Raw genomic sequence first — 23,139 nt, 5'->3', positions numbered from 1 at the left:
CTGAAACCAGCGAGATTACAGCCGCCAACAGGCGGCGTACCGATTGGTACTGAATCGGACTTCAAATTCTCCCGAAAATACTTTATGGCAGCGCTATAAAGTCTTCGTGGAGGCCGATCATGGAAAAATTCGAAAAGCTGACGGGCGTTGCCGCCCCCCTTCCGGTTGTCAATGTCGACACCGACATGATCATTCCGAAAGACTATCTCAAGACGATCAAGCGCACCGGCCTCGGAAAGGGCCTGTTCGCCGAGGCTCGTTATCGCGAGGATGGTTCCGAGAACCCCGATTTCGTCTTGAACAAGCCGGCATATCGCGATGCCAAGATCATCGTTGCCGGCGACAACTTCGGTTGTGGCTCGTCCCGCGAACACGCTCCCTGGGCATTGCTGGATTTCGGCATCCGCTGCGTGATTTCCACCAGCTTCGCCGACATTTTCTACAATAACTGTTTCAAGAACGGCATCCTGCCGATCGTCGTCAGCCCCGAAGATCTGGAAAAACTTATGGATGACGCCGAGCGCGGCTCGAACGCTATCCTGACGGTTGATCTTGAAGCCCAGGAAATCACCGGCCCGGATGGTGGCCGCCTTCATTTCGATATCGACGCCGGCCGTCGCCAGATCCTTCTCGAAGGACTGGACGACATTGCCTCGACGCTGAAAAGCGATGCTGCAATCGCCAGCTTCGAAACGAAGAACCGCAGCGATCGCCCCTGGCTCTGATGGACAAGACCCCTTGTCCTGCGACAGGCTCGGACAAGGGATTTCCAGACGCGGCAAGGCTGCGTGAGGGATTGTGAGCCTGTAAGAACTGCAAGGACATGAGACGAATGGCAAAGAACCTCTTCCTTCTTCCCGGTGACGGCATCGGCCCTGAAGCCATGGGCGAAGTGCGCAAGATCATCGCCTATATGAACGATGCGATGAAGGCCGATTTCTCGCTCGACGAAGGCCTTGTCGGCGGCAGCGCTTATGATGCGCACGGCGTTGCGATTTCCGAAGAGGACATGGCCAAGGCAATGGCGGCGGATGCCGTTCTGTTCGGCGCCGTCGGCGGCCCGAAATGGGATGCGGTTCCCTATGAGGTCCGTCCGGAAGCCGGCCTCCTGCGCCTGCGCAAGGATATGGAGCTTTTCGCCAACCTGCGCCCGGCAATCTGCTACCCGGCGCTGGCCTCCGCGTCGTCGCTGAAGCCCGAACTCGTCGAAGGCCTCGATATTCTGATCGTTCGCGAACTGACCGGCGGCGTCTATTTCGGCGAGCCGAAGGAGATCATCGATCTCGGCAACGGCCAGAAGCGCGGTATCGACACCCAGATCTACGACACCTACGAGATCGAGCGCATTGCCGGCGTCGCCTTCGAACTCGCCCGCACGCGCAAGAATACCGTATGCTCGATGGAAAAGCGCAACGTCATGAAGTCTGGCGTTCTGTGGAACCAGGTCGTGACCGAAACCCACAAGCGCTCCTATGCCGACGTCAAGCTGGAACATATGCTGGCCGATGCCGGCGGCATGCAGCTCGTGCGCGCGCCAAAACAGTTCGACGTCATCGTCACCGACAACCTTTTCGGAGACATGCTTTCGGATGTGGCCGCCATGCTGACAGGTTCGCTCGGCATGCTGCCTTCCGCCTCGCTCGGTGCCGCGGATGCCAAGACCGGCCAGCGCAAGGCGATGTATGAGCCCGTTCACGGCTCTGCACCGGACATCGCCGGAAAGGGCATAGCCAACCCGATCGCGATGATCGCTTCCTTCGCCATGTGCCTGCGCTATTCGTTCAACATGATTGCGGAAGCCGATCACCTCGAAAAGGCGATCGCTACGGTGCTAGACCAGGGCATCCGCACCGGCGACATCATGGCGGAAGGTTGCCGCCAGGTCGGCACGACCGAGATGGGCGACGCCATTCTGGAGGAATTCAAGGCTCTTTCGGCCTGAGCAAACAGAATACAACGGAAAGGGCCCGGCACGATGTGCCGGGCCCTTTTTTGTTTCTGCTAGGTGACCTCAATTCGCGAGATCGACGTCTCGTCTCTCGCGAACAAACAGAGCGCCGATAACGACTGTCATGAGAGCGAAGAGGACGGGATACCAAAGGCCTGCGAAGATATCGCCGGTGGAGGCGACGATCGCGAAGGATGTGGCCGGCAGCAGGCCGCCGAACCAGCCGTTACCAATGTGGTAAGGCAGCGACATGGCCGTATAGCGGATGCGGGTCGGGAAGAACTCGACAAGCGCAGCAGCAATCGGACCGTAGACAATGGTGACGTAGATGACCATGATCGTCAGGATGGCGATGATCTTCAACGATTGACCGTTGGCAAGCGCAGAGAAGAACCCGTCGACCTTGACCTTTGCCGGGTCATTTGCTGCCGGATAACCGGCCGCCACCATGGCAGGGCCGAGCGCCGCACTGAAAGCCGGAGCATCGGTGAAGACGATCGGGGTACCGCCGTTGATGATGAGCTGAGCCGGCGAACCGGCAGGCGCACTCACCTGCGTATAGCGGAAAGCCTGCTGCGACATGGTTCGGCGCATCACGTCGCAAGGCGTCGTGAAGGTACGAATACCGACCGGGTCGAATAGCGAACCGCAAGTGGCGGGATCAGCCGATACCTCTGCCTTCACGTTCTCGATCGCGGTGGCATAGGTCGGATTGGCAGCCGTGGTCAGCGCGCTGAACAGCGGGAAGTAAGTTGCCGCCGCGAGAATGCAGCCCGCCAGGATCACCGGCTTGCGTCCGATCCGGTCAGAAAGCGAACCGAACACCAGGAAGAAGGGGGTCGCGATAATCAGCGCCCAGGCAATCAGGACGTTTGCAGTGAGAAGATCGACCTTCAGCACGGTCTGCAGGAAGAACAGGGCGTAGAACTGTCCCGTATACCAGACGACCGCCTGACCGATCACAAGGCCGAACAGCGCGATCAGGACGATCTTGCCATTGCTCCAGGTGCCGAAAGCTTCCGACAGTGGCGCCTTCGACTGGGTGCCCTCTTCCTTCATCTTCTTGAAGAGCGGCGATTCATGCATCTGCAGACGAATGTAGATCGAGATGATCAGCAGGATGATCGACAGGAGGAAGGGAATGCGCCATCCGCCCTGAAGGCCGAACAAGATCGGCTGTGTCGTCTGGAATGCCTCCTCACCGAGATTCATGCGCAAGGTCACGATCACGAACAGTGACAGAAGCAGGCCCAGCGTCGCCGTAGTCTGGATCCAGGCCGTATAGAAACCGCGCCTGTTGCGTGGCGAATGCTCGGCAACATAGACCACCGCACCGCCATATTCACCGCCCAGCGCCAGGCCTTGAGCCATACGCAGCAGGACGAGAATGATCGGCGCAATGACGCCAATCTGATCATAGCTCGGTAGAAGACCGACGGCGAAGGTCGACAGACCCATGATCAGGATGGTGAGAAGAAATGTGTATTTTCGGCCAACCAGATCACCGAGACGACCGAAGACCAGCGCGCCGAACGGCCGGACCAGGAAGCCTGCGGCAAATGTCAGGAGTGCGAAAATCGCCTGCGTCGCCGGCGGGAATTGCGAGAAGAACTGCTTGCCGATAATCGCAGCCAGCGTTCCGTAAAGATAGAAATCGTACCACTCGAATACAGTTCCGAGCGAGGAGGCGATGATCACCTTCCTCTCCTCGGGCGTCATCGGCTTTGTTCTGCTATCAGCCGCCGTTGCGACATTTGCCATTGTCGTCCTCCCAACAAGGTGAAACCACGCGTCCTGGTAACTGCTTTGGCCTTTCCTCCTTTGCCAAAACAACCGTGAAGCGATGCCCTCAGATTGACAGAAATCAGGACATCCGATGAGTGATGCTTTGGGATTATGACTTTCGTCTAAAGTGCCTTCCGCAACTGGTACAACTCTGGCTTCGACTCACCTTGACTCCATTCCAAAATGTTCTAAACACATGCGCGAACGGGAAAACGCCCTTATGATCGCTTGCGACTTTGACATCGCTGCATCTTGCCTGCCGGCCCAACACGCCGGACAGCGTTTTTTCGCTTTCTCCAAAACCAAGGCCAAAACGACGACGAAAACCGTCTGACGTCTCTGGCCCGCCGCTCTCTCCCCGGTAAGGCCGGGGACAAGGAACACCGTGCCGCTTAGGTACGGCTTCCCCCTCACAAGACCGAGGAGAGACAGAAAGAGAGCATAGACATGGGTTTCAAGATTGCAGTCGCCGGTGCTACCGGCAATGTCGGCCGGGAAATGCTGAACATCCTGGCAGAACGCGGTTTTCCGGCTTCCGAGGTTGTCGCACTGGCTTCTGCGCGCAGCCAGGGCACCGAAGTATCTTTCGGCGACAAGACGCTGAAGGTCTCCAACCTTGAGAACTACGATTTCTCCGACACCGACATCTGCCTGATGTCCGCCGGCGGCGATATCTCCAAGAAGTGGTCGCCCAAGATCGGCGCACAGGGCTGCGTCGTCATCGATAACTCATCCGCCTGGCGTTACGATTCGGAAGTGCCGCTCATCGTTCCGGAAGTAAACCCGGATGCGGTCACCGGTTTCACCAAGAAGAACATCATCGCCAATCCGAATTGCTCGACCGCCCAGCTCGTCGTAGCGCTGAAGCCGCTGCATGATGCCGCCAAGATCAAGCGCGTCGTCGTCTCCACCTACCAGTCGGTCTCCGGCGCCGGCAAGGACGGCATGGACGAACTCTTCACCCAGACGCGCGCCGTATTCGTTGCAGACCCGATTGAATCGAAGAAGTTCACCAAGCGCATCGCCTTCAACGTCATTCCGCATATCGATGTCTTCATGGAAGACGGCTACACGAAGGAAGAGTGGAAGGTTCTCGCCGAAACCAAGAAGATGCTCGATCCAAAGATCAAGGTAACCTGCACCGCCGTGCGCGTTCCGGTCTTCATCGGTCACTCCGAATCGGTCAACATCGAGTTCGAAAACGAGATCACTGCCGATCAGGCGCGTGACATCCTGCGCGAAGCACCGGGCTGCCTCGTCATCGACAAGCATGAAAACGGCGGCTACATCACGCCGATCGAATCCGCCGGTGAAGATGCGACCTACATCTCCCGTATCCGCGAGGATGCAACGGTCGAGAACGGCCTTAACATCTGGGTCGTTTCCGACAACCTGCGCAAGGGCGCTGCTTTGAACGCCATCCAGATCGCCGAGCTGCTGGTCAACCGTGGCCTTATCAAGCCGCGCCAGGCTGCCGCCTGACACATTAGAAATTGTTAAGCATATCGAATTAGAAAATCCCGCCATCAGGCGGGGTTTTCTTTTTGTAAGAATGTCCTCACGAACTATTCATGCGCATTAGGACGGTGTTTGCTTGCAAGCCGGAACATTTGCAACGAATAGTGGGGCAGAGATGCACCGCCGCTGAACGGCAAACACGGATTAAAGCATGAACAAGCTTCTACTCGCAGGACTGGCCTTTACCGCACTCACGATCGCAGGCCCAGCCGCTGCGCAGCAATGCGGCAACGATTCATCCGGCTTCGATCGATGGGTTCAGGACTTCAAGCGCGTTGCACCATCGAATGGCATCAGCCCGGCAGTGATCGACCGCGCCTTCGCCAACGTAAACTACAATCGCGCGACGATCAGTGCCGACCGCGGCCAGAAGAGCTTCAAGCTTTCCTTCGAGGAATTCCTGAAGAAGCGCGGCGCGACGACCATCATCTCGCAGGGCAAGAAGATGAAGTCCGCCAATGCCTCGCTTTTCGATCGCCTTGAGCGCCGTTACGGCGTCCCCGCCGGCCCGATCATTGCGATCTGGGGCATGGAGACAGGTTTCGGCCGTTTCATGGGCAACCAGCACACGCTGTCGGCTGTTGCGACGCTGGCCTATGATTGCCGCCGTTCCGACTTTTTCACCGAACAACTCTACGCCGCCCTAAAGCTTGTCGCACGCGGCGATCTGAGCACCACCGCCAAGGGCGCTGCACACGGCGAAATCGGCCAGACCCAGTTTCTCCCGCTCAACGTCATCCGTTATGGCGCAGACGGCGATGGCGATGGGCACATCGACATGGTTGGTTCGCGCGCCGATGCACTCGCATCGACCGCCAACTTCCTCAAGGGCCACGGCTGGGTAAGTGGTGCTGGCTACCAGCCCGGTCAGCCGAGCTTCGTAGCCATCCAGGGCTGGAATGCAGCAACCGTCTATCAGCGCGCCATTGCTTACATGGGCGCCGAGATCGACGGCAAATAAGCGTCAGGGAGCGGGCGCCTGATCCTCTTCGGCAGGCGCCAGTTCCGTTTCCAGATCGGGGCGGATGAAATCGCCCTTCTGGTTCATCACCCAGAGCTCTCCGCTCGATATATCGAACCAGGCACCGTGAACCGAGAGTTCACCCTTGTCCGTCAGCGCCTTGATGAACGGGAAACTGGCGAGATTGTTGATCGAATTGCGGATAGACACGCGCTCAAGAGCCGTCTGACGTTCCGATGCGGTCATCAGGTCATTGCTCTGGATCTGCGAAGCCGCAGGCCTGACAAGGCCAATCCACTTGCCGATGAAATCACCCGGGGAAAGAGGCTCGAGCGTCGGATCCAGCGCTGCCTGGATGCCACCGCAGCGACCATGGCCCATCACCACGATATCGCGGATCTTGAGTACCTGGATTGCATATTCGAGCGCAGCCGACGTGCCATGGAACTGGCTGTCCGGCTCATAGGGCGGCACCATGTTGGCGATGTTGCGAACCACGAAAAGCTCACCCGGACCACAGTCGAAAATCGTTTCCGGCGCGGCGCGGCTATCACAACAGGCAATCAGCAGCGTGTGCGGCTTCTGCCCATTTTCGGCAAGAACACGGTAACGCTCGCGCTCATCTGTATAGCGTCCGCTCATGAAATTGCGGTAGCCCGCAAGCAGTTTGGCTGGGAAATAGGTCATGAGGGCTACGAATATTATGCCTTTGAAACAAGATCAACGGCTCGTTACGCGCAATCCGGCGCTTCGCTCGCCTTGCATCACAGTGTTTTTGGTTAGCTTCATTCACATGTCCCGCCAGCATCTCTGGCCCACGCTGGACCGATTTCATTATCATATGCTGAAAAAATCGATTTTATTGTCGTGGCAACAATTCTTTGCCAATTCCTGTCAAGATTGCTGCGCAAAACAGTGCTAACTGCTGCCATTCGGACGGATTCGCACCGTTCTTTGCAGTATTCAGCCAGAAAAGGGAGAGATCATGGTCTGGAAGAATAGCCCCAAGCGCAGCAAGCAGATGGATGGGGCGCGGTCATTCGCGAGCAAGGCCGGCAAGGACTTTCTCGATCCAGCCATTCTGTTCGGACGCGCAAGCGACGACGATCTTTCAAGCTACACCCCGGAAATGCTCGGGATTGCCGCAGCGCATGCTGCAGCCCGCGTCAAGGCCTGGAACCGCGTCCGTGCCGATATCACCGTCGCCCAGATACCAGGTGTCGAACCGGACGGGATACCCGTCTGGGTTCTGACCGTGATCGACCGGAACATGCCGTTCCTGTTCGATTCCGTCATGGGCGAGGTGACGGCCAGCCATCGTGGCCTCGTCATGGCCGTGCACCCGATCCTGACGATCGAACCGGGCAAGGAGCCGGTGCTGCGCAGCAATGACGAGCCGACCGACCCAGCCCATCAGGTCAGCCTCATCCAGCTGCATATCGCTCAGTTGAACGAGGAGCAGGCCAATCTTCTGATCGAGCGCATCCGCTTCATTCTCGATCAGGTGCATCTGTCGATCACCGACTGGTCCGCCATGCTCGATACCATGGATGGCGCAGCCAAGCAGCTATTGAACGCCAAGCCTCGCAAGGGCGCCAACCGTGACGAGGCGCTGGCCTTCCTCGATTGGCTGCGGGACGACAATTTCACCTTCCTCGGCATGCGCGAATATGTCTATTCCGGCAAAGGCTCCAAGGCGACCGTGGAACGCGGCCAAGGCAGGGGCCTCGGCATTCTTTCCGATCCGGACGTTCTGGTTCTGCGCCAGGGCAAGGATCAGGTCACGACCACGCCGGAAATTCTCGAATTCCTCGACGGACCACAATTCCTCATCGTTACCAAGGCGAATGTGAAGTCTGTTGTCCATCGACGCGCCTACATGGACTATATCGGCGTCAAGCGGTTTGACGAGAACGGTCATGTCGTCGGCGAGTTGCGGATCGTCGGCCTTTTCACCGCCACCGCCTATACCCAGTCCGTCCGGGAAGTTCCGTTGCTGCGCGAAAAGGTCGAGGATATCGACCGGCATTTCGGTTTCGACCCTTACAGCCATTCCGGCCGCATGCTGGAAAACACGCTAGAATCCTACCCGCGCGACGATCTCTTCCAGATCGATACCGATCTTTTGGCGAAATTCTGCGAGCAGATCATGGAATTGAGCGAGAGGCCGCGCGTGCGCACGCTCGCCCGTATCGATCATTTCGACCGCTTCGTCTCGACGATAGTTTACGTGCCGCGCGAGGACTATAATTCGCTGGTCCGGGAGAAGGTCGGCGCCTATCTGGCGCATGTATTTGAAGGCCATGTATCGGCTTATTACCCAGCTTTCCCTGAAGGCGGTGTGGCACGCGTCCACTTCATCATCGGACGCCGTGGCGGCAAGACGCCCCGCATCAGCCAGGCAAAGCTCGAGGAAGCGATCCGCCTGATCTCCACGCCATGGGAGGAGCAGTTCTCGCTTCTGGCCGAAAACGGCCCCCGGCTTTCGGTCACTAATGCTTTCCAGGAAGCCTTCACGCCGGAAGAAACCTTTGCCGACCTGCCGGACATCGCTGCCTGCGCCTCTGGCGAAACAGTCCGTATCGAATTCTACAAGCGCCCAACCGATGAGGCCAACAGCGTCTCGCTGAAGATTTTCCACGGCGATCACCACCTGTCGCTGTCGCGCCGCGTGCCGCTTCTGGAAAACCTCGGTTTCCGGGTGGTCAGCGAGCAGACCTTCGAAATTCATGTCGGCCCGGATGCGAAACTGATCGTCCTTCATGACATGGAACTGCAACTTCGTGATGGACGCGAGATCGACCTGTCGCAGGAAGGTCCGCTGCTCGAAGAGGCGTTTCTTCTGGCGTTCGAGGGATCGGTCGACAATGACGGCTTCAACCGTCTTGTTCTGCTGGCTGGCCTCTCTGCGCGCGAAACCACGGTTCTGCGCGCCTATGCCCGATATCTGCGCCAGACGGGAATTGTCTACTCTCAGGCCTATATCGCCGATACGCTGGTAAAGTACCCTGAAGCTTCGGCAATCATCTTCAAGCTATTCCAAGCCAGTTTCGATCCGGATATTGCCGAAAAGGCAAGAACGAAGAAGCTGGCCCAGCTTCACGGCGCAATCGAGATCAGCCTTTCGGCCGTGCCCAGCCTCGACGAGGACCGGACGCTAAGGCGCTTCGTCAATGCGATCGATTCGACGCTGCGCACCAACTATTTCCAGCGCGACGAAAACGGCGCGCCGAAGAGAATGCTGGCCTTCAAGTTCGATCCCGAGCTTCTCGACGGCCTGCCGCAGCCCCGCCCATTCCGCGAAATGTTCGTTTACGGCACCGAGGTCGAAGGCGTGCACCTGCGTTTCGGCAAAGTGGCACGCGGCGGCCTGCGCTGGTCGGATCGCGGCGAGGATTACCGGACCGAAGTGCTTGGCCTGGTCAAGGCCCAGCAGGTGAAGAACGCCGTCATCGTGCCGGTCGGCGCCAAGGGCGGCTTCTTCCCGAAAATGCTGCCTGCCGGTGGCTCGCGTGACGAAGTCTTCAATGCCGGCAAGGAAGCCTACAAGACCTATATCCGCACGCTCCTTTCGATCACCGACAACATCATCGAGGGCGAGATCGTCGGACCACAAGACACGATCCGCATCGATGGCGACGACCCCTATTTCGTCGTCGCCGCCGACAAGGGCACTGCAACCTTTTCCGACACTGCCAATGGGCTGGCGCAGGAAGCCGGCTTCTGGCTCGATGACGCATTCGCCTCCGGCGGATCGGCAGGTTACGATCACAAGAAGATGGGCATTACCGCCCGCGGCGCCTGGGAAGCCGTCAAGCGACACTTCCGTGAAATGGATGTCGATATCCAGACGACGCCGTTCAACGTCATCGGCGTCGGCGACATGTCCGGTGACGTCTTCGGTAACGGCATGCTGCTCTCGCCAAAGATCCGCCTGATCGCCGCCTTCGATCACCGCGATATCTTCATCGATCCTGATCCGGATACCCAGAAATCCTTCAAGGAGCGAACCCGCATGTTCGCCCTGCCGCGCTCCAGCTGGCAGGATTATGATCGCAGCACGCTGTCCGAAGGCGCGATGATCATCTCCCGCTCGGAAAAGTCGGTAAAGCTGACCAAGCAGGCGGCAGCGGCTATCGGGCTGGACAAGACAACGGCCACACCGTTCGAGATCATGACCGCGATCTTGAAGAGCGAAGCCGATCTTCTCTGGTTCGGCGGCATCGGCACCTATATCCGCGCGGCAGCCGAGACGGATACTGAGGTCGGCGATCGTGCCAATGACCCGATCCGCGTTACGGCGGGCGAAGTGCGCGCCAAGGTGATCGGCGAGGGCGCCAATCTCGGCGTCACCCAGAAGGGCCGCATTGCCTATTCGCTCGCTGGCGGACGCTGCAACTCCGATGCGATCGACAATTCCGCCGGCGTCAATTCTTCCGACGTCGAGGTCAATATTAAGATTGCACTCAACGCCGCCATGCAGGACGGCCGCCTGCCGCGTGACAAGCGCAACAAGCTTCTGGCCTCGATGACCGATGAAGTGGGGGAACTGGTTCTTCGCAACAACTACCTACAGCCTCTGTCGATCTCGCTGATCGAACGCAGAGGCATCGGCAACCGCGAGCAACTCTCCCGCCTGATGTCTGTGCTGGAAGGGCAGGGCAAGCTCAACCGCAAGGTCGAGACCCTGCCGGACGATGCGGAACTGGCCGAGCGTTATGCAGCAGGCAAGCCGCTCTCCCGCCCGGAAATCGGCGTTCTGCTATCCTATTCGAAGATCGTCCTCTTCGATGCGCTTCTCGAAAGCGCCATTCCGGACGACCCGTATTTTGCGGCGATCCTGAAAGCTTATTTCCCGGCCAAGATGCAGAAACCCTATGCCGGCGATATCGCAAACCATCGCCTGCATCGCGAAATCGTCGCAACCGCGCTTGCAAACGAAGCGGTCAACCGCGGCGGTCCCGGCTTCATCCAGATGATGAGCGACATGACCGGCGCAACGGCTGCGAATGTCGTGAAGGCGATCTTCCTCATCCGTGACGGCTTCGACCTGCCGCGTCTATGGGCCGAAGTCGATGCGCTGGACAATCGCATCCCCGGATCGGTTCAGAACGATCTGCATGCGCAGATCAACCGCATCATCACCATCGGTACCTATCTCGCCCTTCAGACGCAGATCAGCGCCGCACCGCTGACCGAGGCTGTCGCAAGGCTCAAGGCTGCGATCAAGGGCCTGCATGGCGCAATGACCGAGGAAGTGATTGCCGAAACGGCGCCGCTTGCTGCAGAACTCGAGGCTCAGGGCGCACCGGCAAGCCTGATCGCCGAGATCCGGACCCTGTCGGCTCTGGTCATCGCTCCGGAAATCATGCTGATTGCCGACCGAACCGGCGAGAGCATGGCGCGCGCCGCCGAAAGCTATTTCGGCGTCACGAAAACCTTCCGCGTCAACCGCCTGATCGTTGCCGGTGAAAGGATCAGCACGTCGGATCACTACGAGAGCCTGGCGCTGTCCCGCGGTCTGCAGCAACTTGCCTCCGCGCGGCGTGACATCGTCATTACGGCGCTCACGGAACACCGGAAGGACAAAAAACCGGTTCAGGCCTGGATTGCCGCCGACCGCGTGCGTGTGAACCGCATCGGAGCCGAACTGATGGCACTTAGCGATAGCGGCGACCTCACGCTGCCAAAGATCTCCGTAGCGGCCGGACTGCTTGGGGATCTGGCACACGGCCGTTTGACTTAAAGCGAGGGACTGGATGGGAGGTTACGACATCGATCAAGCGCCGGTGAAAACGAGCCGGCGCGGTATCTGGGGCTGGATGCTGTTCGATTGGGCGGCCCAGCCCTTCTTCACCGTTGTCACGACCTTCATCTTCGGCCCTTATTTCGTCGCCCGGCTGACCGACGACCCGATCTCGGCTCAGGCGGCATGGAGCAACATGGCGACGATCTCGTCGATCGTCATCGCCATCCTGTCGCCGGTTCTCGGCTCGATCGCCGATCAGTCCGGTGCGCGCAAGCCCTGGATCGCAAGCTTTGCCGCCGTGAAGATCGCAAGCCTGCTGATGCTGTGGTTCGCCGCACCCGGCTCTCCGCTGATCCTGCCGATCACCCTGATGGTCTTCGCCTCGATCGCGGCAGAATTCTCCATCGTCTTCAACGATTCCATGATGCCGCGCCTCGTCTCAAAGGATGAGGCCGGCAGGATTTCCAACATTGCTTGGGGTCTCGGTTATCTCGGCGGCATGATCGTGCTGATCGCCGTCGTGACCCTGCTTGCGGCAAATCCCGAAACCAGCCTGACGCTGATCGGCATTCCCCCGCTTTTCGGCCTTGATCCGGCGCTCGGCGAGGATGCCCGCATCACCGGCCCGATTGCAGCGATCTGGTATCTTGTTTTCATTTTGCCGATGTTCCTCTTCACACCGGATGCGAGGAAGGGCCTACCCTTGACAGCAGCCGTCCGCTCCGGCCTGACGGAGCTGCGCGGCACGCTTGGCGAGCTACGCAGGCGTCGGGGCATCACCCGCTTCCTGATTGCCCGTATGCTCTATCAGGATGGCGTCAATGGCCTCCTCATCCTCGGTGGCGTCTTCGCCGCCGGCATGTTCGGCTGGGCAACGATCGAGATCGGCCTCTACGGCATCATCCTCAACGTCGTCGCCATCTTCGGCTGCATGGCTGCAGGTGCGCTGGACAGGGTGTTAGGCTCCAAGACCGTCGTGCTGATCAGCCTCGTCCTGTTGCTCATAGCAACGCTCGGCATCATCTCTACCAACCCGGGCAGTGTTCTGTTCGGAATGATCCCGCTATCGCTGGAAGACAGCCAAGGCTGGTTCGGCACCGCGGCGGAAAAGGCTTATGTCCTTTTCGGCCTGTTGATCGGCATTGCCTTCGGCCCGGTACAGGCGTCGTCGCGCTCCTATCTGGCGCGATCGATCGAACTGCATGAGGCCGGCCGCTATTTCGGCATCTATGCGCTGTCGGGACGAGCGACGAGCTTCCTCGCCACCCTGTCCTTTTCTCTCGTCACCTATGCCAGGGGCTCTGCCCATCTCGGCATGGCAACGCTGCTGATCTTCCTCGTGGCAGGCCTGGCGCTGCTGATCACAACGCCATACCCGGCCGACAAAGCCGGAGAGACTCCGGCTAAGTAGTTGCTGGCTTGGAGCAATTCCAGCAAAAGTGGGAACCGGTTTTGCGTCCGGAATTGCGTTGAAACAAAGAGATAGAGCAGTTTCGCGTTTCGAAGAAAGGCGGAAATGCTCTAGTGCCGGAAGTGGCGCATGCCGGTGAAGACCATGGCGACATTATGCTCGTCGGCAGCGGCAATCACTTCCGCATCTCGCATGGAGCCACCCGGCTGGATGACGGCGGTTGCACCGGCCGAAATCGCCGAAAGCAGGCCGTCAGCAAACGGGAAGAAGGCTTCCGAAGCAACGGCCGAACCCTTGGTCATCGGCTCGGCCCAACCCATGGCCTTGGCGGCATCCTCAGCCTTCAGCCCGGCGATACGGGCGGAATCGATACGGCTCATCTGGCCGGCGCCGATACCCGCCGTCTGGCCATCCTTGGCATAGACGATGGCGTTCGACTTGACATGCTTTGCAACCTTGTAGGCGAACTTCAGGTCTTCCATCTCGGTCGCTGTCGGTGCGCGCTTGGTGACGACCTTCAGCTCGACATCCTCGATCACGCCGCTGTCGCGGCTCTGCACCAGAAGGCCGCCGGCAACCGTCTTTGCGGTAAGACCGCGCGACCGTGGGTCAGGCAGACCGCCCGTCACGAGCAGGCGAAGGTTTGGCTTCTTGGCAATGATCGCCTTTGCCTCTTCGGACACTTCCGGCGCGATGATGACCTCGGTGAACAGCTTGACGATCTCTTCCGCCGTCTCGCCATCGAGAAGCTGGTTGAGCGCAATGATACCGCCGAAGGCAGAAGTGCTGTCGCAGGCCAGCGCCCGCAGATAAGCGTCCTTCAAAGTCGAGCCGGTGGCAACGCCGCACGGGTTGGCGTGCTTGATAATCGCGCATGCCGGGCCCTGATCAGCCGCAAACTCGCCGATCAGCTCGAAAGCGCCGTCCGTGTCGTTGATGTTGTTGTAGGAAAGCTGCTTGCCCTGCAGCAGCTGAGCTGTCGCAACACCCGGGCGGTTTTCGCCCGTCACGTAGAAACCGGCGCTCTGATGCGGGTTTTCGCCATAGCGCATGGCTTCTTTCAAAACACCGCCGATCGTCCGGTAGGCCGGCGTCTCGATTTCGAGTGCTTCCGCAAACCAGTTGGAGATTGCCGTGTCATAGGCCGCGGTACGCGCATAGGCCTTGGCGGCCAGCTTCTGGCGGAAGGCATATTCCGTCTCGCCGCCATTGGCCTTCAGCGCTTCGATCAACGGCGCATAGTCGGCCGGATCGGTAACGATCGCAACATAGGCATGGTTCTTGGCCGATGCACGGATCATCGCCGGGCCACCGATATCGATGTTTTCGACCGTCGTCGGATAGTCGCCGCCGGCAGCGCGCACTTCCTCGAACGGGTAAAGATTGATGACGGCAAGATCGATGCCCTCGATGCCATGCTGCTTCATCGCCGCGACATGTTCCTCGTCGTCACGGATCGACAGAAGGCCGCCATGGACATTCGGATGCAGCGTCTTCACGCGGCCGTCCATGATTTCCGGAAAGCCGGTCACTTCGGAAACGTCGGTGACAGCAAGCCCGGCTGCAGCGATTGCCTTGTGCGTACCGCCGGTCGACAACAGCCTGACGCCCTGCTCGGTAAGCGCCTTCGCCAGTTCGATGATGCCGGTTTTGTCCGACACGGAAAGCAGAGCGGTGCGGATTTTCACGCGGTCAGGGGCGGGGATTTTTTTGGAAGCAACGGCCATCGGTCTCTCCTGAAAGAGCTTGCCACAGAGGGGCGGGAAGGGGATGGGCCGCGGTTAGCACAGCTGGCGCAAAGAAGAAACGCCTATTCGCTCCGTCTGAGCATCCAGCGGATCTCCCGAAGCCCCTGAACCGGCACTTCGATCGCCAATTGCTGGCTTGGCCTCATGCCGGAAACATCGGCGAAGAAGACGTCCTCGTCGATCAGCACATGCAGGCCCGGTGCTGCAAAAATCCAGGTCTCACCGTCGGGAGCGCCCAGAACGATGCTTTCTGCATCCCTGCGGAACAGATTGATCGCCGGATGAATATGAAAGCGCACGATCGCCGTCAGGCTGTCCTTGCCTTGTCCCTCTTCGGGGATCAGCCGGTCGCATCCCTTGATCTTGTCGCCCGCAGCGCTGAGCACGATCTCGCGCTCATGGGTATAACCGAAACTTTCGAGATAACCATCGTGCCTGGCGCGCAGCCAATCATTGCCGTGCTTGTCGTCCCAGCGCTCGACATCGATCTTTGACACACCCGGTATTAGGATGGAGCCGGCAAAAGACGAGTTGATCACCCGGCTCGAAGATGTCTCCTCGATGATGACGGTCGAGTGCGCTGCAGTTGACCGAGCGAGATGCTTGTAAAAGCGATTGGCGAATTTCGGCGAGCCGGAATTGACGATGAAGCGATTGCGGCCCGACGACATTTCGAACGAGAGACAACCCGCATGCGCGCCCCTAGATGCCGCGATCGAACTCGGGCATCCGGTGTCGGCAATGATGATCGTATTGTCGGCGCTCAGCCGATGATAGCTCATCTGCGGCAGAGCCTTGAACGGCTTTCCGGCGGATTCGTCGTAGCGCAGAACCGACATCAGTTCGCTCGCCGAAGTCGAACCGGCACCATTGAACAATGCGAGATCGCCATCCTGGTGGCGGAAGAAACGCAAGGCCGGATACATGCGGTCGATCGCCGGAATGAGCTTCTGGGGCACATCGTGGCCGAGATTGATATAGGTCTGCCGGAGCGGGAGGAGGTCGATCAGGATATCGAGGATCGCGCGCGGATTACGCGAAACATGCCCGCCATCAGCCAAGACCTGGCGATCAAGTTCCCGGTCGAGAAGCATTGCCTCCCGCTTTATCCCAGTAACGCGCGTCGGTACGGATAAGGATGCCATCGCCAGTGCAGTCCTGACCCTGAGCCGGCTTTCGGCATCCGGGCAGCTGCCGGCAATCTTTCTCAGATAGCTGATCTGATAGGCGAGGTTCTTCATGAACCGCCGGTAGAAACCTGCTTCGGCTGCATGCAGAATGATCGTTGAATGAGACAGCCAGGCAATCACCCGCGTCGCCACGACATTCGGCTCCCAAGCGATGCCTCGGCGCCGGCGGCCATGGATATTGATCCAGTCCGACACGATATGCCGGGCGTGCGCGCAACCTGCTTCCGTCCTGTCAGCCCTGATATGCCGAAGCCAGCCGAAACCGTGCAGGCGCTCGGCAAAAGCGCGTGAAGGCAATTCCAGCTCGAACGGGGAATCCCCCAGCGTCTCGAGTACCCGCCCCGCTAGCGGAAAACGCCCTTCGAGAATTTCATGCGCAATAAACGGATCGACCGGACGCAGGTCGGTCGGGGCAACGATCAGCCGTTCGGGAACCGACGTCAGCGGAGCAGACAAGGCGACGCGATAAGGCGCGATGCGGAGGCGCAAACGCCGCCGCATTTCCTTCATACCGGAAGCCAGAAGCCTTCGGCGATCGGCGAGCCGCATGGTCACTCTGGTTTCTCCGCCGGAATGGTTGTCGCTAGATCAGCTGAATCAATTTTAGATGGATTTGAAGTATGACGCCGGTATGGTGAATAAAACCTTACTCGACGCGCAGCACGCTCGCAAAGAAACCATCCATGCCGCCGGCAAAACCATCTGAAGGCGGGATCATCGCCGGCGTCGTCCTGAAATCGCCCTGGGCGGTGATGGCATTTTCAAGACCGGGCCAATTTGCCGGATCGACCGGCGCCCGTTTTACCGTTGGAGTATCGGCTAGAACCCGCTCGATCAGCTCTTCACCTTCCATCGGGTCCAGCGAGCAGTTCGAAAACACGACCACGCCGCCGCTTTTCACAAGGGTTACCGCATGGCGCAGCATCTTTTCCTGAAGCGCCGCCAGCTTTTCAATATCCTGCATGCCCTTGGTCCATAGCACGTCCGGATGCCGGCGCGTCGTGCCGGTGGAAGAGCAGGGCGCATCGAGAAGAATCCCGTCCAACTTTTCGTCAGGCGAGTACCTGAACAGGTCTCCGCCCACCAGCTCGGCACTCATGCCAAGCCGGCCAAGGTTTTCCTTCAGCCGCGCAAGACGGTTGGATGACTGTTCGACGGCCGTCACCACGGCACCGGCTGCAATCAGCTGGGCAGTCTTGCCACCGGGTGCCGCGCACAGATCCGCCACGCGCTTGCCCTTCAGATCACCGAACAGTTTTGCCGGAATGCTGGCGGCCGCGTCCTGAACCCACCAGTCGCCCCGGTCGAAACCTTCGAGCCCGGTAACCGATCCTTCGAATTCCCCAAGACGGATGCTGCTGGTCGGTAGGACCTTTGCCCCGAGCTTTTCCGCCCATGTCTGCGGATCATGCTTGACCGTCAGGTCGATAGCCGGCGGGGTAAGCTGCGCCTCGGCAATCCGAGTTGCTTCCGCTTCGCCATAGGCACTCACGAGCCGCGCACGGAACCAGTCCGGCACCGGCGAAATAGAGGCGGTTGCCGCCAGAACCTCGTCTTTTTCCCGCACCAGCCGGCGCAGGACGGCATTTACGAGCTTGGCGAAACGGCGATTTCGCGGGTCACGATTGGCCTGCTCGACGGCAAGATCGACCGCCGCATGGGACGGCACGTCCAGATGCAGGATCTGCGCGGCCGCAACAACCAGAACATGCTGGAGAGCACGCGCGCCTTCCGGCAGCGGCGTTTCGATCATCGAAGCGATAGCCGCCTCAAGCCGAGGCAGGTGGCGAAGAGCAGTGGTAAGGATAGCGCGCGTCAAAGCCCGGTCGGCATCGTTCAGCGCCTTGTAGGCGGGATTGCCGTGGGTCAGGTCCAGCATGCCATCGAGCGAGGTCTTGCGATCGACAGCGGCCGCAAGCAGCTTCGCAGCCGTCGCCCGAACTTCGAACCCGGGTTTTCTAGGCTCGGCACCTGCGCCGTGAGGTGCCGGCTTCCTGGGCGAGTGTTTATGAGTTTTCTTGTTTTTTGGCTCGTTCAAGACCAGGGACCTTTGCGCGGTTCATCCGATCCGCGGCCCCAGGGGTTGTTTGCGCCTGCATTCGGCACGGAGCGCGCGGTGCGCTGGGGTCTACCAGCCGAAAACGATCCCGTCGACCCACCACCGCGAAACTCATTCGCCATTTGCTGCAGGGCGGCAATGCGGTTTTCGGTATTCGGATGCGTCGAGAACAGGTTGTCCATGCGCTCGCCGGAAAGCGGATTGATGATGAACATATGCGCTGTCGCCGGATTGCGCTCGGCCTCATAATTCGGGATCGAATGCGCCGAACCGGCAATCTTGGCAAGCGCGGAAGCAAGCCACATCGGGTTGCCGCAGATTTCCGCACCACGACGGTCGGCCGAATATTCACGCGTACGGCTGATCGCCATCTGCACCAGCATCGCGGCGAAGGGTGCCACGATCATCGCTACCAGCACGCCAATGAACCCGAACGGGTTGTTGTTGTTCTCGCGGTTGCCACTGAACAGGAACGCGAAATTACCGAGCATGGAAATCGCACCTGCGAGCGTTGCGGTGATCGTCATGATCAGCGTGTCGCGGTTCTGCACATGCGCCAGTTCATGCGCCATGACACCTGCGACTTCCTCATGCGTCAGGCGCTGCAGAAGCCCGGTCGAGGCTGCGACGGCTGAGTTTTCCGGATTACGGCCCGTCGCAAACGCATTCGGCTGCGGATTGTCGTAAATATAGACCTTCGGCATTGGCAGACCGGCATTGGCCGAAAGATCGCGGATCATCCGGTAGAATTCCGGTGCCGTGCGCTCGTCCACCTCTTGGGCGTGATAGGCCCGCAGCACCATCTTGTCCGAGTTCCAATAGGAAAACAGGTTCATGCCGGCTGCGATCACCAATGCGATCATCATGCCGCCTTTGCCGCCGATCAGAAATCCGATCCCCATGAACAGGGCGGTCATGAAGGCCAGAAGCATGGCGGTGCGCATCACATTCATCGTCATCTCTCCGTTGCCGATTTCTTACCCCAAGCGATCCGAATAATCGCCCAAGGGTTTTCTAGCGGTTATGAACGCCCTATCATGTGGTCAATTCGACCTGATTTTTCAATAAACCTTGCGGTGATGCCGGATATGCAAAGCGCGGACAACGACAACATGGAAAACATCTCCGAAGATGGTGCAGCGAAAAAGCCGCTTTCACCCGCGGCGCAGCGCGCCCTGAAGGAAGCGGAAGAACGCCGTCAGGCTGAGAGCAAGGCCAATATGCCGGAAGAATTCGGCGGCCGCGGCGGCGCGGATCCGGCCCGCTTCGGCGACTGGGAAATCAACGGCCGCGCCATCGACTTCTAAGCTTTCGCTCACGATATAAGATAAAATTCCTATTGACTTCGATCGATGATCGGAATTTATTCCTCTCATGATCAGAGCGCTGTTTTCCATCGTAGTCATTCTGTCGGTCTTCACGACCGAGGCTCAGGCACGTGGTGAAATCTCCGGCCCGGTCTTGGCCGAAATTCTCCGCGTTGTCGATGGAGACACGCTGCTGGTCGAAGCCCAGCCATGGCCGCAGCAGAAAATGGAAGTCTATGTCCGCATCCGCGGCATCGACGCACCCGAACTCAAGTCGAAATGCGAAGCGGTGCGAGCAGCGGGACAAGATGCCCGCCAGTCGCTCGAAACCATGGCTGCGCAATCACCTACCATTCAGCTGGTGCGAATTTCCGGTGACAAATATTTCGGCCGCATCGTCGCCGATGTCATCCTGTCGGACGGCCATAGCGTGGCGGACGGCTTGCTGCTTGCCGGCCTTGTCCGCAGCTATGATGGCGGCCGCAAGCCAAGAGAGACTTGCGGCAGCTGATTTTATGGAAAATCAGGCGTCCACCTTGTTCTGCCGGTTGGCGATCAGATCATCCACCACGGCAGGGTCGGCAAGCGTCGACGTATCTCCAAGCGCTCCGAAATCGTCCTCGGCGATCTTCCGCAGGATGCGGCGCATGATCTTGCCGGAACGGGTCTTCGGCAGGCCAGGCGAGAACTGGATCTTGTCGGGAGCCGCAATCGGGCCGATCTCGTTGCGAACATGCTTGGTAAGCTCCTGCCGCAACTCGTCGGTCCCGGCATTGCCCGCCATCAGCGTCACGTAGCAATAGATGCCTTGCCCCTTGATGCCGTGCGGATAACCGACCACAGCCGCCTCCGATACCAGGTGGTGCGAAACGAGCGCTGATTCCACTTCCGCGGTACCCAGACGATGCCCCGAGACGTTGAGCACGTCATCGACGCGGCCGGTGATCCAGTAATAGCCATCCTCATCGCGTCGGCAGCCGTCGCCGGTGAAATACTTTCCTTTGTAGGTGGAGAAATAGGTCTGGATGAAGCGATCGTGATCGCCATAGACGGTGCGCATCTGTCCCGGCCAGCTGTCGGTGATGCAGAGGTTTCCGTCGGCCGCCCCTTCGAGAACATTGCCCTCGTTATCGACCAGCTGCGGCTTCACCCCGAAGAACGGCTTGGTGGCCGATCCCGGCTTCAGATCCGTGGCGCCCGGCAGCGGCGTGATCATGTGACCGCCGGTTTCCGTCTGCCACCAGGTATCCACCACCGGGCAGCGCTTTTCGCCGACCACGTTGTAATACCATTCCCAGGCTTCCGGGTTGATCGGCTCGCCGACCGTTCCGAGCAGCCGCAGGCTTTCACGCGAGGACCGCTTGACGAATTCGTCACCAGCCCCGATCAGCGAACGGATCGCGGTCGGCGCGGTGTAGAAGATGTTGACCTTGTGCTTGTCGACGATCTCCCAGAACCGGCCCTGGTCGGGAAAATTCGGCACGCCTTCGAACATCAGCGTCGTCGCGCAGTTCGCCAGTGGCCCATAGACGAGATAGGAGTGACCGGTGACCCAGCCGACATCCGCCGTACACCAGTAGATATCGCCGTCCTGATAGTCGAACGTATATTCATGCGTCATCGCCGCATAGACGAGATAACCGCCCGTCGTGTGCAGCACGCCCTTCGGCTTGCCGGTCGAACCGGACGTGTAGAGAATGAACAGCGGATCCTCCGCCTTCATCTTCACCGGCTCGCAATGCCCCTTCACGGTGGCGATTTCCTGATGGTACCAGATATCGCGGCCCGGCGCCCAATTGGTCTTGCCGCCGGTACGGCGCACGACCAGAACCTTGTTCACCGTCACATACTGGCGCGCTGCGATATGGATCGCCTTGTCGGTATTTTCCTTCAGCGGCACCGGCTTGCCGCCACGCACGCCCTCATCGCAGGTAATCACGAATGTAGATTGGCAATCGACGATACGACCCGCCAGCGCCTCGGGTGAAAACCCGCCGAAGACGACGGAATGCACCGCGCCGATACGCGCGCAGGCCAGCATCGCATAGGCCGCTTCCGGGATCATCGGCATGTAGATCGTCACGCGATCGCCCTTCTTGACCCCGTGCTTCTTCAGCACGTTCGCCATCCGGCAGACCTGATCGTAGAGCTGATTATAGGTGATCTTCTTGTCGATATAGGGGTTGTCACCCTCCCAGATGATCGCCGTGCGCTCGCCATGGGTTTTTAGGTGCCGGTCGATGCAATTGTAGGAGACGTTGGTCAGCCCGTCCTCGAACCACTTGATCGAGACCCGGCCTTTGAAGGACGTGTTCTTTACCTTCGTGTAGGGCTTGAACCAGTCGATCCGGCGGCCATGCTTGCCCCAGAACTTGTCCGGATCCTCGATGCTCTCCTCATACCACTTTTCGTATTTGTCCTTGTCGATGAGTGCCTTGGCCTTGGTGGACTTGAGAACCGGATAGACTTTTTCGGACATGTGTTTCCTCCCACACTTGCACCGTCGACCTGACATTCGTCATCGGTGCGACATTTTGGCATTCATAGCAATTGGGGCGGAAGCGGCAATTAGACAAATGGCTGTGAGGGTCTGAAATACGATCGACAAGGATCCTGTTTCAGAGAATTGCAATTCTGTCCTAATTCGATTATACGGCGATGAATTCCCGGAAATTGTGGTTGATACCCACGGCCCGCGACACCGGCGCGGACGGACAGAGGAACTATACCCATGGCTCAACAATTGCTTATGCCGAAGGCCACCGCAGTATGGCTTGTCGACAATACGGCCCTCTCCTTCGACCAGATCGCGCAGTTCTGCAAATTGCATCCGCTCGAGGTCAAGGCGGTCGCCGATGGCGAAGCCGCCCAGGGTATCAAGGGCCTTGACCCGATCGCCACCGGCCAGCTTTCCCGCGACGAAATCGAACGCGGCGAAAAGGACATCAATTACAAGCTGAAGCTTTCCGAGCCGAAGGTTCGCGTTCCGGAATCCAAGCGTCGCGGCCCGCGTTATACGCCGGTTTCCAAGCGTCAGGACCGTCCGAACGCCATTCTCTGGCTGGTTCGCAACCATCCGGAACTGAAGGACGCGCAGATTTCGCGTCTCGTCGGCACCACCAAGTCGACCATCGAACAGATCCGCGAGCGCACCCACTGGAACGCCGCAAACCTTGCTCCGATGGACCCGGTAACGCTCGGCCTCTGCTCGCAGATCGACCTCGACCTTGAAGTCGAAAAGGCTGCCAAGAACCGTCCGCTGCCGACCGCCGCCGAACTCGGCGCCTCCCTGCAGCCGGCCTCCGAGACCGAAAACCTCGGCTTCGGCGATTACCGCAGCGAGCGCGAGGAAGAGAAGGAAATCGACGCAGACGCCGTCTTCGCAAAACTTTCCTCGCTCAAGTCGACCCGCACCGAGGAAGAAGACGAGGACGACCGCTTCTAAGCGTCGCCCTATCGCAAA

General features: G+C 59.2%; 16 protein-coding genes. 9 read left to right on the top strand and 7 right to left on the bottom strand.

The features are described 5' to 3' along the window. Positions 1-119: 119 nt before the first annotated feature. Both leuD and leuB read left to right on the top strand, forming a co-directional pair. Positions 120-725, top strand: a complete 606-nt coding sequence (gene leuD, locus JNB91_RS09720) for a 3-isopropylmalate dehydratase small subunit (RefSeq protein WP_148143790.1) — start codon at positions 120-122, stop codon at positions 723-725. A 107-nt stretch (positions 726-832) separates the two neighbouring features. Then, positions 833-1,942 carry a 3-isopropylmalate dehydrogenase gene (gene leuB / locus JNB91_RS09715; RefSeq protein ID WP_220325312.1) on the top strand — a complete coding sequence of 370 codons (1,110 nt, stop codon included), beginning with the start codon at positions 833-835 and terminating at the stop codon, positions 1,940-1,942. 69 nt (positions 1,943-2,011) lie between these two features. Here the strand turns inward: leuB and JNB91_RS09710 are convergent, their stop codons facing one another. Further along, on the bottom strand, positions 2,012-3,709 hold the full coding sequence (locus JNB91_RS09710) for an MFS transporter (RefSeq protein ID WP_220325311.1): 1,698 nt from the start codon (positions 3,707-3,709) through the stop codon (positions 2,012-2,014). 471 nt (positions 3,710-4,180) lie between these two features. Between JNB91_RS09710 and JNB91_RS09705 the strand changes: the two genes are divergently transcribed. Beyond that, complete coding sequence (locus tag JNB91_RS09705) at positions 4,181-5,215, top strand: aspartate-semialdehyde dehydrogenase (RefSeq protein WP_220325310.1); 1,035 nt, start codon at positions 4,181-4,183, stop codon at positions 5,213-5,215. Positions 5,216-5,402: 187 nt separating this feature from the next. Then, entirely contained in the window at positions 5,403-6,212 is an 810-nt protein-coding gene (locus tag JNB91_RS09700; protein WP_220325309.1) for a lytic murein transglycosylase, read from the top strand. A 3-nt stretch (positions 6,213-6,215) separates the two neighbouring features. Here JNB91_RS09700 and JNB91_RS09695 read toward each other — a convergent pair whose 3' ends face one another. Further along, on the bottom strand, positions 6,216-6,899 hold the full coding sequence (locus JNB91_RS09695) for a carbonic anhydrase (RefSeq protein ID WP_220325308.1): 684 nt from the start codon (positions 6,897-6,899) through the stop codon (positions 6,216-6,218). Between the two features lie 298 nt (positions 6,900-7,197). On the opposite strand from JNB91_RS09695, the gene JNB91_RS09690 reads away from it, so the two are divergent. Beyond that, positions 7,198-11,958 (top strand): NAD-glutamate dehydrogenase, encoded by a 4,761-nt coding sequence (locus JNB91_RS09690; protein ID WP_220325307.1) that lies wholly within the window; start codon positions 7,198-7,200, stop codon positions 11,956-11,958. Positions 11,959-11,971: 13 nt separating this feature from the next. Continuing rightward, positions 11,972-13,372 carry an MFS transporter gene (locus tag JNB91_RS09685; RefSeq protein ID WP_220325306.1) on the top strand — a complete coding sequence of 467 codons (1,401 nt, stop codon included), beginning with the start codon at positions 11,972-11,974 and terminating at the stop codon, positions 13,370-13,372. A gap of 110 nt (positions 13,373-13,482) precedes the next feature. Here JNB91_RS09685 and purH read toward each other — a convergent pair whose 3' ends face one another. From purH to htpX, 4 genes are all read right to left on the bottom strand, one after another. After that, on the bottom strand, positions 13,483-15,099 hold the full coding sequence (gene purH / locus JNB91_RS09680) for a bifunctional phosphoribosylaminoimidazolecarboxamide formyltransferase/IMP cyclohydrolase (RefSeq protein WP_220325305.1): 1,617 nt from the start codon (positions 15,097-15,099) through the stop codon (positions 13,483-13,485). A gap of 83 nt (positions 15,100-15,182) precedes the next feature. After that, positions 15,183-16,859, bottom strand: coding sequence for a heparinase II/III family protein (locus tag JNB91_RS09675; RefSeq protein ID WP_220325439.1), 1,677 nt, complete (start codon positions 16,857-16,859; stop codon positions 15,183-15,185). Positions 16,860-16,956: 97 nt separating this feature from the next. After that, positions 16,957-18,348, bottom strand: a complete 1,392-nt coding sequence (locus JNB91_RS09670; RefSeq protein WP_220325304.1) for an RsmB/NOP family class I SAM-dependent RNA methyltransferase — start codon at positions 18,346-18,348, stop codon at positions 16,957-16,959. After that, positions 18,345-19,322: a zinc metalloprotease HtpX gene (gene htpX, locus JNB91_RS09665; protein WP_220325438.1), complete on the bottom strand. Its 978-nt coding sequence runs from the start codon at positions 19,320-19,322 to the stop codon at positions 18,345-18,347. Before htpX ends, JNB91_RS09670 begins: the two co-directional genes overlap by 4 nt. A gap of 135 nt (positions 19,323-19,457) precedes the next feature. Between htpX and JNB91_RS09660 the strand changes: the two genes are divergently transcribed. Beyond that, the gene (locus JNB91_RS09660) at positions 19,458-19,676 is read left to right on the top strand and encodes a DUF1674 domain-containing protein (RefSeq protein WP_220325437.1); all 219 of its coding nucleotides are present in this window, start codon (positions 19,458-19,460) and stop codon (positions 19,674-19,676) included. Between the two features lie 67 nt (positions 19,677-19,743). Further along, positions 19,744-20,187, top strand: coding sequence for a thermonuclease family protein (locus tag JNB91_RS09655; RefSeq protein WP_220325303.1), 444 nt, complete (start codon positions 19,744-19,746; stop codon positions 20,185-20,187). Between the two features lie 12 nt (positions 20,188-20,199). Here the strand turns inward: JNB91_RS09655 and acs are convergent, their stop codons facing one another. Then, the gene (gene acs, locus JNB91_RS09650; protein WP_220325302.1) at positions 20,200-22,155 is read right to left on the bottom strand and encodes an acetate--CoA ligase; all 1,956 of its coding nucleotides are present in this window, start codon (positions 22,153-22,155) and stop codon (positions 20,200-20,202) included. A 252-nt stretch (positions 22,156-22,407) separates the two neighbouring features. On the opposite strand from acs, the gene JNB91_RS09645 reads away from it, so the two are divergent. Next, the gene (locus JNB91_RS09645) at positions 22,408-23,121 is read left to right on the top strand and encodes a DUF1013 domain-containing protein (RefSeq protein ID WP_220325301.1); all 714 of its coding nucleotides are present in this window, start codon (positions 22,408-22,410) and stop codon (positions 23,119-23,121) included. Positions 23,122-23,139: the final 18 nt, after the last annotated feature.

The sequence above is a fragment of the Aliirhizobium wenxiniae genome, assembly GCF_019511445.1.
GTDB classification, from domain to species: domain Bacteria; phylum Pseudomonadota; class Alphaproteobacteria; order Rhizobiales; family Rhizobiaceae; genus Neorhizobium; species Neorhizobium wenxiniae_A.
The sequence above is the reverse complement of the archived record's forward strand: the minus strand, read 5'-3'. Positions and strand labels throughout refer to the sequence as shown.